At 61.1% G+C, this 13,850-nt stretch carries 12 protein-coding genes and 1 tRNA gene; 9 read left to right on the forward strand and 4 right to left on the reverse strand.

Translation table 11 applies throughout. The features are described from left to right. Window positions 1-78: 78 nt before the first annotated feature. A complete protein-coding gene (locus ASC97_RS00005) occupies window positions 79-1,419 on the forward strand; it encodes an IS481 family transposase (protein ID WP_057466327.1) in 1,341 nt (446 codons plus the stop codon). A gap of 43 nt (window positions 1,420-1,462) precedes the next feature. Here ASC97_RS00005 and ASC97_RS00010 read toward each other — a convergent pair. Together ASC97_RS00010 and ASC97_RS00015 are read right to left on the reverse strand one after the other, a co-directional pair. Beyond that, window positions 1,463-1,538: transfer RNA gene (locus tag ASC97_RS00010), tRNA-Thr, on the reverse strand. Between the two features lie 130 nt (window positions 1,539-1,668). Further along, complete coding sequence (locus tag ASC97_RS00015; protein ID WP_057466328.1) at window positions 1,669-2,628, reverse strand: NAD(P)H-dependent flavin oxidoreductase; 960 nt, start codon at window positions 2,626-2,628, stop codon at window positions 1,669-1,671. 277 nt (window positions 2,629-2,905) lie between these two features. On the opposite strand from ASC97_RS00015, the gene ASC97_RS00020 reads away from it, so the two are divergent. Next, window positions 2,906-4,093, forward strand: a complete 1,188-nt coding sequence (locus ASC97_RS00020) for a hypothetical protein (protein WP_057466329.1) — start codon at window positions 2,906-2,908, stop codon at window positions 4,091-4,093. A gap of 1 nt (window position 4,094) precedes the next feature. Here the strand turns inward: ASC97_RS00020 and ppk2 are convergent, their stop codons facing one another. Beyond that, on the reverse strand, window positions 4,095-4,976 hold the full coding sequence (ppk2, locus tag ASC97_RS00025; protein WP_057466330.1) for a polyphosphate kinase 2: 882 nt from the start codon (window positions 4,974-4,976) through the stop codon (window positions 4,095-4,097). A gap of 233 nt (window positions 4,977-5,209) precedes the next feature. On the opposite strand from ppk2, the gene phoR reads away from it, so the two are divergent. The 7 genes from phoR (at window position 5,210) to phoB (ending at window position 12,929) form a co-directional block, all read left to right on the forward strand. Then, window positions 5,210-6,436 carry a phosphate regulon sensor histidine kinase PhoR gene (gene phoR, locus ASC97_RS00030; protein WP_057466331.1) on the forward strand — a complete coding sequence of 409 codons (1,227 nt, stop codon included), beginning with the start codon at window positions 5,210-5,212 and terminating at the stop codon, window positions 6,434-6,436. Window positions 6,437-6,636: 200 nt separating this feature from the next. Beyond that, on the forward strand, window positions 6,637-7,671 hold the full coding sequence (locus ASC97_RS00035; protein WP_057466332.1) for a substrate-binding domain-containing protein: 1,035 nt from the start codon (window positions 6,637-6,639) through the stop codon (window positions 7,669-7,671). A 153-nt stretch (window positions 7,672-7,824) separates the two neighbouring features. Next, window positions 7,825-9,306, forward strand: coding sequence for a phosphate ABC transporter permease subunit PstC (gene pstC / locus ASC97_RS00040; protein WP_057466333.1), 1,482 nt, complete (start codon window positions 7,825-7,827; stop codon window positions 9,304-9,306). Continuing rightward, complete coding sequence (gene pstA / locus ASC97_RS00045) at window positions 9,303-10,622, forward strand: phosphate ABC transporter permease PstA (protein WP_057466334.1); 1,320 nt, start codon at window positions 9,303-9,305, stop codon at window positions 10,620-10,622. Before pstC ends, pstA begins: the two co-directional genes overlap by 4 nt. A 14-nt stretch (window positions 10,623-10,636) precedes the next feature. After that, the gene (gene pstB / locus ASC97_RS00050; protein ID WP_037060696.1) at window positions 10,637-11,452 is read left to right on the forward strand and encodes a phosphate ABC transporter ATP-binding protein PstB; all 816 of its coding nucleotides are present in this window, start codon (window positions 10,637-10,639) and stop codon (window positions 11,450-11,452) included. 43 nt (window positions 11,453-11,495) lie between these two features. Beyond that, window positions 11,496-12,209: a phosphate signaling complex protein PhoU gene (gene phoU / locus ASC97_RS00055; protein ID WP_057466335.1), complete on the forward strand. Its 714-nt coding sequence runs from the start codon at window positions 11,496-11,498 to the stop codon at window positions 12,207-12,209. Window positions 12,210-12,245: 36 nt separating this feature from the next. After that, the gene (phoB, locus tag ASC97_RS00060; protein WP_057466336.1) at window positions 12,246-12,929 is read left to right on the forward strand and encodes a phosphate regulon transcriptional regulator PhoB; all 684 of its coding nucleotides are present in this window, start codon (window positions 12,246-12,248) and stop codon (window positions 12,927-12,929) included. A gap of 94 nt (window positions 12,930-13,023) precedes the next feature. On the opposite strand, the gene ASC97_RS00065 is transcribed toward phoB, so the two are convergent. Continuing rightward, a complete protein-coding gene (locus ASC97_RS00065) occupies window positions 13,024-13,557 on the reverse strand; it encodes a GcrA family cell cycle regulator (protein WP_057466337.1) in 534 nt (177 codons plus the stop codon). Window positions 13,558-13,850: the final 293 nt, after the last annotated feature.

Consider the following 13,850-nt stretch of genomic DNA (forward strand, 5'->3'; position numbering starts at 1 on the left):
ATGCCCGACCTGAGAGATAGGTGACGTTTTGTACCGGAGACATGGGTAACACTTTTTCGCTTTCGGCGGGAGGTGTTGATGCCGTGGAGAGAGACTTCGGTTATGGAAGAGCGTCTACGATTTGTCGCCCKGCTTCTGGAGGGCGAAGGCATGAGCGAAGTTTGCCGGGATTTCGGCATCTCGCGCAAGACCGGCTACAAGATCTTCAACCGTTACAAGGATGATGGCCTTGAGGCCTTGAGCGACCGGTCGCGCCGGCCGGTTCGCTATGCCAACCAGTTGCCCGATCCGGTGGAAGCCATGATCGTGCGATTGAAGAAGGAGAAGCCGCATTGGGGTGCGCGCAAGATCCGGGAGCTTCTGGTGCGCAGGCTTGCGGGCGACGTGCGTCTTCCAGCCAGAAGCACGGTGCATGCGGTTCTGGATCGGCACGGCCTTGTGAGCCAGGCCCGCAAGAGGAACCGGGCGAACAAGGCCATGGGGACGACACTCTCGCAGGCACTTGACCCGAACGACCTCTGGTGCACCGACTTCAAGGGTGAATTCAAGCTGGGCAATGGCCGATACTGTTACCCCTTGACGGTGACGGACCAGGCTTCGCGCTATCTCTTGGCCTGCGAGGCCTTCGAATCGACCCGCGAGCACGCTGTGCTGGAAGCCTTCGGCCGGCTCTTTGCCGAGCATGGCTTGCCCAAGGCGATCCGCTCCGACAACGGCCTGCCGTTCGCCAGCCCCAACGGGCTCTACAATCTCTCGAAGCTCTCGGTCTTCTGGCTCAGGCTCGGAATCACGCTCGAACGCATCAAGCCCGGCCATCCGCAGCAGAACGGCCGGCATGAGCGCATGCATCTGACACTGAAGAAGGAAACAACCCGACCACCCGGACGGACGTTTCTTCAGCAGCAGGTACGCTTCGACGAATTCGTCGGTGAATTCAATCGCGAGAGGCCACATGAGGCGATCGGCATGAAGGTGCCTGCCGATCTCTACAGCGCCTCTGCGCGGCCCTATCTCGGCCTGCCGGAGATCGACTATCCCTTCCACGACAGAGACGTACTCGTCACCAACTGCGGACGGGTCTGCATCTATCGCAAGAAGATCAACATCTCGATCGTGCTCGCTGGACAGAAACTGGGACTGAAAGAGGTCGATGACATTGCACTTAAAATCCTCAACGCGATTCCGCGTGAGGATGCCGAAGACGTACTCGTCACCAACTGCGGACGGGTCTGCATCTATCGCAAGAAGATCAACATCTCGATCGTGCTCGCTGGACAGAAACTGGGACTGAAAGAGGTCGATGAYGGTATTTGGCTTGTCAGCTTCATGCACYATGATCTGGGATATATCGACCTGGAGCAGAAGACATTGCAAACCATCGACAACCCGTTCGGCACGAGGTTGTCACCCATGTCTTAGGAACGAACTGTTACCTATGTATCCGGGTCGGACAGAAGAGAAATGGTGCCGCTTGCAGGACTCGAACCTGCGACCCCATCATTACGAATGATGTGCTCTACCACCTGAGCTAAAGCGGCTAATCCGGGGCCGAACGGTGCGGCCCGCGATTTGCATGGCGCTGATACAGGCATTGCCTGAAGATTTCAAGCGCCCTCTCGTGTCTTTGCTAAAAAAGAACGGCTCTGTGGAAAATAGGGAGGGGTGGGCTCAGACGGCCAGTCGTTCACGCGCCGCCCGGTACTCCTTTTCCAGGCGGTCGACGAGATTGCCGACCGGTTCGACTGCCTTGATGGCGCCGATGCCCTGGCCGCTGCCCCATATGTCCTTCCAGGCCTTGGCGCCGCCGACCGCCTGCTCGAAGTCCATTTTCGAAGGGTCGGCCACCGGCAGGTTGTCCGGATCGAGACCAGCGGCCTGGACCGAGGGTTTCAGGTAGTTGCCGTGCACGCCGGTGAAATAGTTGGAATAGACGATGTCGCTTGCGGCCCCCTCGACGATCGCCCGCTTGTAGGTATCCGATGCGCGGGCCTCCTCGGTCGCGATGAAGGGGGAGCCGATATAGGCCATGTCGGCGCCCATGGCCTGGGCGGCGAGGATCGCTCCGCCATTGGCGATCGCGCCTGCAAGCAGCAGCGGCCCGTCGAACCATTCGCGGATTTCCTGCACCAGCGCGAACGGAGAGAGCGTGCCCGCATGGCCGCCCGCGCCGGCGGCGACGGCGATCAGCCCGTCCGCGCCCTTGCGGATGGCGGAATTGGCGTGGCGGTTGTTGATGACGTCGTGCAGCACGATGCCGCCATAGGAATGCACCGCCGCGTTGACCTCGGGAACGGCCCCGAGCGAGGAGATCACCACCGGCACCTTGTATTTGACGCAGAGACGCAGATCGTGCTCCAGCCGCTTGTTGGACATGTGAACGATCTGGTTGACGGCAAAGGGGGCCGCCGGGCGCTCCGGATGCGCCGCATCGTGAGCCGCGAGGTCTTCGGTCATCATGGCGAGCCATTCGTCGAGCTGGCTCTCCGGCCGCGCGTTGAGCGCCGGGAAGGCGCCGACGATGCCGGCCTTGCATTGTGCAAGCGTCAGGGCCGGGTGCGAGATGATGAAAAGCGGCGAGGCGACCACCGGCAGTCTGAGGTTTTGCGTCAGGATAGGGGGCAGGGCCATGGATCACCGTAGGAATTGACGTTTACGAAAACGTCAATTTGATAGCAGAGACTTTCGCGCAGGAAAAGGCTGCTCTATCGGTTCGGCAAATATCGGTTATTGTTGTCTATATCGAAGGCAAGCGCGACGCGGCGACCGTTTTCCCCTGCCGACGCGGCATTGAGCGTCGCGCAAGGCTTGCGGTTTCCCGCGCCACCGGATACCGCATTTGCAAACTGTTAAGTACGACGCCCAGTTCCCGGAACGAAGGACCGGGTCTCAGAACGAAGGACCGGACGTGAGCGGATTAGAAACTGCTATCAGAACGGCGCTCAGCAATGCCGATCGCGACAATCCCGAAGTCCGAGCCAAGATCTATCAATCGGCCCGCCAGGCGCTGGAAGCTGGCCTGCGCAAGCAGGATATAGCCGACGCGGATGCCGTCACGCATCATCGCCACAGGCTCGAGGCGACGATCCACATGATCGAGGCAGAGGAAAGGGAACGCCTGCATCCCCGCCAGGGACCGCCGGAAGTCTCGGTGCCGCCCGTGGTCGAAATTCCGCCGCCTGCCGCGCACCGCGCTCGCGAGGATGCGGACAGCCCTGCCATCGGCGGGGAGACACGCACGCATGTCGGGCCGGATCCGCGCTTTGGCGACGAATCCAGCCTTGCGGCAGTGCATGCGGGCAGCGCCGACCATCTGGGTGCGCCGGAGGCCACCGAGACCTTCGCCGCCGACAGACGACCGTCCAGCATGGATTTTCGGCCCGAACGCGCTGCCGCTCGACGCAAGCCGCGGAAGTTCTTTTCCCGGCTTCTCGTCTGGTGCGTGCTGCTTGCCTTCATCGGCATGGGTGCATGGTGGGCGCATACGTCCGGGCTGCTGATGACGGCCGCCGAGCGCGATACCAGTGTTGCCAATCCGCCGGCGAGCACGGCTCCGGAAGATTTCGACGGCGCCGACGAGAATGACCAGGCGGCCGCATCGGGCAACGGCCCTGCGCCCGTGACGATCGACCCTCAGAATTCCTTCTCCGCTGCCTGGATCGAGGTGTTCACGCCCTCCGACGCGAGCAAGATCGTGAAGGGTTCGCAATCCCGAACGGAAAATGTCGCCGAAAGCGACGGCCCGGCGATCCGCCTTGTTTCGCAAAGCGGCGACCGTGACGGCAATGTCGGCATCAGCGTTCCCGCCGATGTGCTGCAGCAGCTGGCCGGCAAGTCCTCCACCATCGCGATCACGTTGCAGTCGACCTCCGACGAGCCGACGCAGATAACCGTCGAATGCGACTTCCAGTCGCTCGGCGATTGTGCACGCCATCGATTCACAGTGACGCGCGAGAAATCGGATGTGCTCCTGCAGGTGCGCTTCGACCGTTCGATGGCGCCGAATTCGGCTGGCACGTTGTTGATCAACAGCGATCTGGATGGCAAGGCGAGGGGCGTCAACCTTTACGCCGTGCGCATCCTGCCTGGGCAGTAGGCTATTTCAGGAAGCCCGGTCCGGAGCCGATGATCTTGTCGTCCGGCTTGCCGATGGCGTCCTTGTCCTTGCCGTCGTAGTCGATTGATTTCAGCATGTGCCGGATCAGGTTCAGGCGGGCGCGGCGCTTGTCGTTGGCATGGATGACCGTCCAGGGTGCGTATTCCGTATGCGTTTCCTTGAGCATGCGGTCGCGCTTTTCGCTGTAGTCGCCCCATTTCGTCAGTGCCGCAATGTCCATGGAGGACAGCTTCCAGACTTTCAGCGGGTCATGCCGCCGGTCGTGGAACCGCTTCAGCTGCATTTCCCGGCCGATATCGAGGTAGAACTTGAAGAAGAAGATGCCTTCGTGGGCGATCACCTTCTCGACCTGCGGAGCCTGCGCCAGGAAATCCTCGTATTGTTTCGGCGTGCAGAAGCCCATGACGGGCTCGACGCCGGCCCGGTTGTACCAGGAACGGTCGAACAGCACGAACTCGCCCGCCGTCGGAAACTGGGCGACGTAACGCTGGAAATACCATTGCCCGGCTTCCCGGTCGGTCGGCTTGGTGAGCGCGACGACGCGCGCCAGACGAGGGTTCATGTGGGCAGAGGACGCGGAAATCGCGCCGCCCTTGCCAGCGGCATCGCGCCCCTCGAAAAGCGCCATCACCCGCTTGCCGGTCGCCTGCAGCCAGAACTGCACCTTGACCAATTCTACCTGCAGCTTCTCGAGATCCTCGACGTACTCCTCTTCCTTCAGCTTCTTGTTGTAGGGAAAGTCGCCGGATTTCAGCGCTTCTTCGTCGACCCAGTCGGGCAGGACAGGATCGTCGACATCGAAGACGCGCTTCTTGCCGCGGATATCCAGTTCAACTGCTCTGCTTTCGACATCGTCGGCCATGGGTATCCTCCTTGGATCGTACCGGCAGCAGGCGACCACATTTTCCCTTGAAAATCAAACGTCTTGCCGCTGGCAAAAATCCTGTGCTTATCGCGGCGATTTATTCGATCGCTGCAGCAGCCGAAAACTTCTGTCATGAATTAAGGCTATCAGGCACAGTTTGAAGCCAGAGAAGAACGAATCGACGTCGCGAGGGACACTTGGAAGAGGAAACGCCATGGACACGCAGCCTGATGGCACGCATCCGCCAGGAGAGCTTCGTTCTCCTTGCGGCAGTGGCGATTGCACTCATCGCCATCACAGCGGGCATGAACGCGTGGGGCGCCCTGGGTCTGTTGCTGGTCATGGCCGCGGCCGTCCTGTGGTATGCGGTGCCCGCGGTCGTCGCCCCTGAGCCCCCCTCGGTCGTCGATACCGAGGCGCCGGTTCGCCGCAGTCTCCTGCCTGAGGTTTCCGCCACGCTGTCGGCACTCGACATCCCGGTCATGGTGCTTTCGGGCGACGCCTCGGTTCTGTTTCAGAACCGAGCGGCTGAAAAGGCGTTCGGCGAGGTCGTTCTCGGCGCGCATATTTCGGCGCGGCTGCGTTCGCCGGGCATTCTCGACATGGTGGGGGAAACCATAGCAACCAACGCGCCGAATCAGATCGAACATTCGGAACGTCTGCCTTCCGAGCGCGTCTATATCGTCCGCAGCTCTCCGGTCGACCTCGGGCCAGATGACAGTGCGGGCGAGCGCCTGTTCGTCCTTTCGTTCCGCGATATTTCCGAAGTCCGCCGGATCGACCGCATGCGATCGGATTTCGTCGCCAATGCCAGCCACGAGTTGCGCACGCCGCTTGCCTCCCTGCGCGGCTTCATCGAGACCATCCAGGGGCCTGCGAAGAACGATCTGAAGGCGCAGGAGCGCTTCCTCGGGATCATGTTCGACCAGACGACGCGGATGAGCCGGCTGGTGGACGACCTTCTGTCCCTGTCGCGACTGGAGTTGAAATCGCACATCGCGCCGGACGAGAAGGTGGATCTCGTCCCGTTGCTGGGCCATGTCAGGGATTCGCTGCTCCCGTTGGCCAGGGATGTCGGCGTCGAAATCGGGCTGCACCTTCCGGAGGGAAAAGCAGAGGTGCTCGGGGACCGCGACGAGCTCGTTCAGGTCTTTGAAAACCTGATGGAAAACGCATGCAAATACGGCCAGGAAGGAAAGACGGTCGACGTGTTCCTCAAAGCCGGCCAGGGGGAACCGGTGGAGGTTACCGTTGTCGACAGGGGCCCGGGGATTCCTGCCGAGCATGTGCCTCGCCTGACCGAACGATTTTATCGCGTGAATATCGAGGACAGCCGCTCGAAGAAGGGGACCGGTCTTGGCCTTGCCATCGTCAAGCACATCCTGACGCGCCATCGCGCACGACTGATTGTAAAGTCCGAAGTGGGCAAGGGAACGAGCTTTACCGTGCGGTTCTGACATAAAAGCGCAACACTGCGACCGCGGACAAAATAATTTATGTAACAAGTTCAATTATATAAGCTGTCACAAATGTTTCACCAAACTGACATAAAACCTCTAGGCATCGGGGGCTAAAGAGAGCAGGCCGCTGAAGAAGACGGCACCGCAAGGGGGCCGCCAAGGCCACACTCAGACCGCTATATGCCCGGGAGATTGATATGAACGCTTTTAAACTTACGGTCGCCGCACTTGCTGCTTCCGCCGCTTTCGCAGGCGCGGCTGTTGCTCGCGACCAGGTCCAGGTCAGTGGTTCTTCCACGGTTCTGCCTTACGCCAAAATCGTTGCCGAAACGTTCGGCGAAACCTTCAAGGACTTCAAAACGCCGGTCGTCGAATCCGGTGGCACCGGCGCGGGCCTCAAGGAATTCTGCAAGGGCGTCGGCCCTGACACCATCGACGTTGCTAACGCTTCGCGCCCGATCAATGCCAAGGAACTGGACGCCTGCAAGGCCGCCGGCGTCACCGACATCCAGGAAGTGAAGATCGGTTATGACGGCATCGTCTTCGCAACCGACTCGTCCAACCCCGATGTCGCCTATGTTCCGACTGACATCTACAAGGCTCTGGCCGCTCAGGTCGTCGTCGACGGCAAGCTCGTCGCCAACCCTTACAAGAAGTGGTCCGAAGTCAATCCGAAGCTTCCCGCTGTTGACATCGCTGCCTATATCCCGGGCGAAAAGCACGGCACCCGCGAAGTCTTCGAAGTGAACGTTCTCGCAGCAGGCTGCAAGGCTTCAGGAGCGCTCGACGTGATCAAGGCCTCGATCACCGACGCGGCCGCTCAGAACAAGGCTTGCGTTGCAGTCCGCAAGGACGGCGCTGCTGTCGATATCGACGGCGACTATCCGGAAACGCTGGCACGCATCGCTGCCAACAAGACGGGCGTCGGCGTATTCGGTCTGTCCTTCTATGAAAACAATGCCGACAAGCTCAAGGTTGCAACCGTCAACGGCATCGTCCCGTCGACCGAAACGATCTCTGACGGCACGTATCCGGTTTCCCGCCCGCTGTTCTTCTACGTCAAGAAGGCTCACCTCGGCGTCATCCCGGGCCTGAAGGAATACGTCAACTTCTTCGTATCCGAACAGATGATCGGCCCTGACAGCCCGCTCGTCGAATACGGCCTGGTTGCCGCTCCGGACGCAGAACGCGAAACGATCCGCAAGTCGGTCGAAGACGGCAAGACCATGTAATCAACTTTGCCGGCGCGGCCCAAAAGGACGCGCCGGCATTGCCTTTGTCCGCGGCATCGAAGCGACAAAGGTCGAATTCTCCATGATTGGAAGCCGGATCGGCCCGTCTGCCGTGTCTGCTTTTTTGGGGCCAAGGGCCTGGGGACCTAACGAATGAGTACATCCGTCATACTCTTGTGCCTCGTGGTGCTCGGCGCGGTTGCCTTCCTGGCCGCACGCGGCCGCGCGACGGCGCTTGCCGGAGGCAAGTCCTCGGCACTGCATTCCCGGCCAGGCTACTACGGTGCCTACGCCGCCATCTGGGCGATCCTGCCGGCACTGATCGTGCTCTGTGCCTGGTTGGCCATCAGCCCCTCGATTATCGAATCTTCCGTCCGTGGCGGGTTTCCGGATGACGTCAAGGCGCAGTCGACCGCCCAACAGAACCTGAGCTTCGGGATGGTCAGCGCGATTGCGCGCGGCCTGCCACTGCTCATGCAGCAGGAGATTGACGCCGGTGCAAGCGATCCGGCCGCCCTTCAGGCGAAACTGGCGGCAAAGGGTGTTCCGCTCGCAGGACAACCGCAGCCATACATGATAGAAGGCGCCCAGAAGCTGAATGTGGAGAGCGCAGCAAGCCGCGCCGTCATGACCGCGGTCGTGCTCGTTCTGGCCGTTGCCGGCGGCTTCTATGCACTTCGCGAGGTCGCGCCGCGGTTTCGGGCTCGCAACCGCGTGGAGCGCGTTATGCTCTGGGGTCTTTTGCTGGCATCGTCGATTGCGATCCTCACGACCGTCGGCATCGTTCTGTCGATGTTGACCGAGGCCGCGCACTTCTTCGCCGCGGTCCCCGCCGCCGACTTCTTCTTCGGTACCGTCTGGGATCCGCGCTTTGCCGGAGCAGGCAGTTCCTCCTTCGGCCAGTTCGGCCTGATTCCCTTGCTTCTTGGCACACTCTACATCGGCTTCGTTGCCATGCTGGTCGCCGTTCCGGTCGGCCTGTTCGCGGCGATCTACATGGCGGAATATGCCGCTCCGAAGGTCCGCTCGGTCGCCAAACCGCTTCTTGAGGTGTTGGCCGGTATCCCGACCATCGTTTACGGCTTCTTCGCACTGATCACGGTCGGGCCCTTCCTGCGCGACCTGTCGTCCCAGGTGAACGGCCTTCTGACCGGCGACTATACCAACTTCATCCAGGCGCAGAGTGTCCTGACGGCGGGCATCGTCATGGGCATCATGCTGATCCCATACGTCTCCTCTTTGTCGGACGACATCATTACGGCCGTGCCCGGCGCCCTTCGCGACGGTTCGCTCGGCCTTGGCGCTACGCGTTCCGAAACCATCAAGAAGGTTGTCCTGCCCGCAGCGCTTCCCGGCATCGTCGGCGCGCTTTTGATGACTGCGTCCCGTGCGATCGGCGAGACCATGATCGTCGTGCTCGCGGCCGGCGTCGCGGCCCGCATCCAGATCAACCCGTTCGAACCGATGACGACGGTGACGGTCAAGATCGTCAACCAGCTGACGGGTGACCTGGAATTCACCTCGCCGCAGACGCTGGTTGCCTTCGCGCTCGGCATCACGCTGTTCTTCATCACGCTTTGCCTCAACATCTACGCGCTATTCATCGTGCGCAAATACCGGGAGCAGTACGAATGACGGATATTGTTTCCCCCGCTGGCGTGGTCGTCTCCAAGGCGCCGGCCCGCCGCGACATCGGCATCAAGCGCCGCTACGCCGCTGAACGCCGGTTCCAGGCCTATGGCATCGCTGCCATTTCCTTCGGCTTGATTTTCCTCGCAATACTGCTCACCACCATCGTCAGCAAAGGCTACACCGCCTTCCAGCAGACGGCGATCACGCTGCCGATCGAGTTCAGCGAGAAAACGCTGGACCCGAACAACAAGCGCGCCACCGATCCGTCGGTGCTTGTGGCTGCCAACTACCCGGTCCTGATCCGCGACGCGATGATCAAGATGCTGGGTGTCAACGCCGCCAGCCGCCCCGAAGTGCGCGACGCAACCGCGATGATCTCCAAGGGGGCTCCGGTCATGCTGCGTGACATGGTTCTCGCCGACCTGTCGCTGATCGGCAAGACCGTCGACGTCACCCTGCTTGCCGACGCCAACATCGACTCTGCCAACAAGGGCCAGATCGATCTCAAGGTTGACGAGAAGAACCGCAAGGTCAACGACCGGCAGGTCGGCTGGATGAACCAGCTCGCAGCCAGCGGCGCCCTGCACAAGGAATTCAACACCGGACTCTTCGTCAACGGCAACTCCAGCCGTCCGGAAGCCGCCGGCCTCGGCGTCGCGCTGATCGGCTCGCTCTACCTGATGCTGATCGTGCTCATCCTCGCACTGCCGATCGGCGTCGCCGCATCGATCTATCTGGAGGAGTTCGCACCGAAGAACAAGCTGACCGACCTGATCGAGGTCAACATCAACAACCTCGCGGCTGTTCCGTCGATCGTGTATGGCTTGCTGGGGCTGGCAGTCTTCATCAATTTTGCAGGCCTCCCGCGCTCGGCATCGCTGGTCGGCGGACTGGTGCTGACCCTGATGACGCTGCCGACGATCATCATCGCGACCCGCGCAGCGCTGCGCGCCGTACCGCCATCCATCCGGGCCGCGGCTCTCGGGCTGGGCGCTTCGAAGATGCAGATGGTGTTCCACCACGTCCTGCCGCTTGCCATGCCCGGCATCCTGACCGGCACCATCATCGGCCTGGCGCATGCGCTGGGCGAAACCGCGCCGCTGCTTCTCATCGGCATGGTCGCCTTCGTGGCCAATGCTCCGACCACCCCGCTCGACCCGTCCACGGCTCTGCCGGTGCAGGTCTACATGTGGGCCAACGAAGCCGAGCGCGCCTTCACCGAGCGTACCTCAGGCGCCATCATCGTTCTCCTCCTGTTCCTGATCGTCATGAACTTTGGAGCCATCCTCTTGCGTCGTCGCTTTGAGCGTCGCTGGTAAACGGAGTAAACATCATGAACATGTTGACGGAAGCAGCAGTTGAGAAGGCGCTTGATCAGAAGATGAATACCATTCCGTATAAGATGATCGGCCAGGACGTCTCGGTTTACTACGGCGACAAGCGCGCGCTTTTTGACGTGAAGCTGAACATCCGCGAAAACACTGTAACGGCCCTCATCGGCCCGTCTGGCTGTGGCAAATCCACCTTCCTGCGCAGCCTGAACCGCATGAACGACACGATCGACAATTGCCGCGTCACCGGCAAGATTACGCTCGATGGCGATGATATCTACGATCCGGATATCGACGTCGTCGAACTGCGCGCCCGCGTCGGCATGGTGTTCCAGAAGCCGAACCCATTCCCGAAGACGATCTACGAAAACGTCGCCTACGGCCCGCGCATTCACGGCCTGGCCAAGGCAAAGTCCGATATGGACCAGATCGTCGAACAGAGCCTGCAGCGCGCCGGCCTCTGGAACGAGGTGAAGGACCGCGTGCATGAATCGGGTACCGGTCTCTCCGGTGGCCAGCAGCAGCGTCTCTGCATCGCCCGCGCCATCGCGGTCAGCCCGGAGGTCATCCTGATGGACGAGCCGTGCTCGGCGCTCGACCCCATCGCAACCGCGAAGGTCGAGGAACTTATCCACGAACTGCGCGAAAGCTATACCATCGTCATCGTCACGCACTCGATGCAGCAGGCTGCCCGCGTTTCCCAGCGCACCGCCATGTTCCACCTCGGCAACCTTGTCGAGGAAAACGATACCGACAAGATGTTCACCAACCCGGATGACCCGCGGACCCAGGACTACATCATGGGCCGCTTCGGTTGATCTCCGGCGCTGGAAACCCTCAGGACATTCAAGGATAAGCCCTATGGCATCGACACATATCTACTCCGCCTATGACGACGACCTGAAATTCCTGTCCCGCCGTATTTCGGAGATGGGCGGCCTCGCCGAGCAGATGGTGTCTGACGCCGTCCGCGCCCTGGTCAACGGCGACACGTCGCTTGCCCAGAAGGTCATCTCGGACGACGTGATCCTCGATCACGCCGAGCGCGAGATCGGCGACAAGGCGATCATCACCATCGCCCGCCGCCAGCCGATGGCTGCCGACCTTCGCGAAATCATGGGCTCTATCCGCATCGCGGCCGACCTCGAGCGTGTCGGCGACCTTGGCAAGAACACTGCAAAGCGCGTCATCGCCGTTCAAAGCAGCGGCGTTCCGCGCAAGCTGGCCCGTGGCCTCGAACATCTCTCCGAACTGGCGCTCGTCCAGCTCAAGGAGGTGCTCGATGTCTACACCAGCCGTGCTGCCGACAAGGCGAAGTCGATCCGCGAGCGCGACGAGGAAATCGATGCGATGTACACCTCGCTCTTCCGCGAGATGCTGACCTACATGATGGAAGACCCGCGCAACATCACCAGCTGCACGCATCTCCTGTTCTGCGCCAAGAATATCGAGCGTATCGGCGACCACGCCACCAACATTGCCGAAACCATCTACTACATGGCGACCGGCGCCCAGCCGGAAGGCGAACGCCCGAAGGACGACACCGCCAATACCGTTGGTGCTGTCACGGAATAGCCGTTCCGGAACCGCGTCCCCAGGAGACCGAAACGAATGATCCCAAGAGTTGCAGTCGTTGAAGACGAGGAAGCACTCAGCGTGCTTCTTCGCTATAATCTTGAGGCCGAAGGCTTCGAGGTCGATACCATTCTGCGCGGCGATGAGGCCGAGATCCGGTTGCAGGAGCGAACGCCTGACCTTCTCATCCTCGATTGGATGTTGCCCGGCGTCTCCGGCATCGAACTGTGCCGCCGGCTGCGTCAGCGCCCGGAAACCGAGCGCTTGCCGATCATCATGCTGACGGCCCGCGGCGAGGAGAGCGAGCGCGTTCGCGGCCTCTCGACCGGCGCCGACGATTACGTCGTCAAGCCGTTCTCGACGCCGGAACTCGTTGCCCGCGTCAAGGCGATGCTGCGCCGTGCAAAGCCGGAGGTGCTGTCGTCTCTGCTGAAATGCGGCGATATCGAACTCGACCGTGAAACGCACCGTGTCCATCGCAAGAGCCGCGAAGTCCGCCTCGGTCCGACCGAATTCCGCCTCCTGGAGTTCCTCATGGCATCGCCGGGCCGCGTCTTCTCGCGTTCGCAACTTCTGGATGGCGTCTGGGGCCACGACATCTATGTTGATGAACGGACAGTCGACGTCCATGTCGGGCGGCTGCGCAAGGCGCTGAATTTTTCCAATATGCAGGACGTCATCCGTACCGTTCGCGGCGCTGGATATTCCATGGAAGCCTGAGGCTTTCCATTGGAAGCCTCAGGCTTCCAATCCGGTGCCAACGAAAAACGGGCCCGCGCGGGCCCGTTTTCTTGTTCCTTATCCGGCTTCCGGATCAGGCGACCCGGTTGGCTGCCCTGCGGCGCTCGTTGACCGGCTGGTAGGCCATGCGCTGATGGTAGGTGCAGTAGGGTGAGGAGTCAGGAGACTCGCAGCCGCAGAAATGGAAGTCGTCCTTCAGTGGATCGCCGACCGGCCATTTGCAGGTGCGCTCCGTCAGTTCCGTCAGTCCGAGACGACGGGAGATCGGCAGGACCACGTTGGAAGAGGGGCGATAGCTCACCTCCTCGATCGCGTCGATTTCCATCTCTTCCTTCAGCATCGTCGCGCCCTGCTGGCGGGTGACGGTGCGGGTGGGAACGCGGGATGCATAGTTCGGAGCGCGCGGCGCCGACGTGGTGCGCTTGGGTGTTCTCGCGGTCGCCGCAGTACCGCCGGCCTTGGCGCGGCCCGGCAGGCACAGCCGGTGGACCTTGCCGATCACGGCGTTGCGGCTTACGCCGCCAAGTTGTGCTGCGATCTGGCTGGCGCTAAGGCCTTCGGCCCAAAGCTTTTTCAGTCTTTCAACGCGCTCGTCTGTCCAGTTCATGCCCCTGTCTCCGCCTTAATTGCGTTGGTGTAGGCAGAATCCTTCACCGCTGCCCCGGACGCATCCGAAGCAACAAACGCTTGCTCGATGTTGGTGACTAGTTCCGCCGCATGCAGTCTAGTAATTGAGTTTTAACCTAGTGTGAGGCCGACTCCGTGACAAGAGTCGGTTGAATCCCGGCGAATCGAATTTCAAGTTTTCCCCAACTTGCTGGGTGTGCGAGTCATTTCTGCAACAATAGCTGTTGATAGGTCCGCGCGACCCGAATGGCAGCTTGACGCATGCAGTAAAAC

This window comes from Rhizobium sp. Root1203 (assembly GCF_001424945.1).
Classification (GTDB): Bacteria; Pseudomonadota; Alphaproteobacteria; order Rhizobiales; family Rhizobiaceae; genus Rhizobium.